At 68.8% G+C, this 663-nt stretch carries 2 protein-coding genes; both read left to right on the top strand.

The window, feature by feature from the left end:
* A partial coding sequence (locus NJ376_RS29445) for a dienelactone hydrolase family protein (protein ID WP_370288730.1) occupies positions 1-151 on the top strand: 151 nt, incomplete at its 5' end.
* Positions 152-161: 10 nt separating this feature from the next.
* Positions 162-455, top strand: a complete 294-nt coding sequence (locus NJ376_RS27430) for a DUF6295 family protein (RefSeq protein WP_252956539.1) — start codon at positions 162-164, stop codon at positions 453-455.
* Positions 456-663: the final 208 nt, after the last annotated feature.

Here is a 663-nt window from a genome sequence, read left to right as displayed (position 1 = left end):
GAAGGCGGCCGGCAAGCAGTACGAGTTCCACCGCTATGACGGCGCCGGCCATGGCTTCTTCTACTGGCACCGGCCGCTCTACCGCCCGGAGCAGGCGATGGATGGCTGGAACAAGGTCTTCGCCTTCTTCGGCAAGCACCTGGCGGCCTGAGGCGCGCGCCATGTGCACCTCCATCATCGAGATCCTGCCCGCCGAGGGCATGGCCAAGCGCGGGGATGAGTGGTTCCCGCTGACCCAGGCGGTGGTGGCCTACGACCATGCGCGGCATGCGCCGCTGGGCGACGTCATCACGCTGGACTTCATGAATGCGCGGCTCGATCCCGGGGCGCGCGCCGGCGTGGAGATGACGTTGGACAGCGCCAAGGCGCTGCGGGCGGCGCTGGACCGCGCCATTGCCGCGGCGGAGCATGAGGAGGCGGAGGTGAGGGGGGTGAAGCTCCGGCTGGTGGGCTAAGGAAAGCTCCGCTCCCCTCAAGCGCCCCCGTGCAAAGGCAGGGCCAACCCGCCCGCGCCAAACTCCCGGTTTCCAAAGGCCTTTCGGCCTTTGGTGGGAGGGAGTTCGAGGGAGGGCAAAGCCCTCCCTCGACACCCACACCGCCACCGGGATCCCTGCCTCCCATCCCGGCCCGGAACCGATCCCGCCGGAAGTCGGAAGGATGCAT

It is taken from the genome of Siccirubricoccus soli (assembly GCF_024178315.1).
Taxonomy (GTDB): Bacteria; Pseudomonadota; Alphaproteobacteria; order Acetobacterales; family Acetobacteraceae; genus Siccirubricoccus; species Siccirubricoccus soli.
Note: the sequence above shows the minus strand (reverse complement) of the source record. Positions and strands in the feature narration are given on the sequence as shown.

Bases quoted from the DNA above. Each gene is read 5' to 3' on its own strand.
- NJ376_RS27430 (WP_252956539.1), top strand. From the start codon at position 162: ATGTGCACCTCCATCATCGAGATCCTGCCCGCCGAGGGCATGGCCAAG.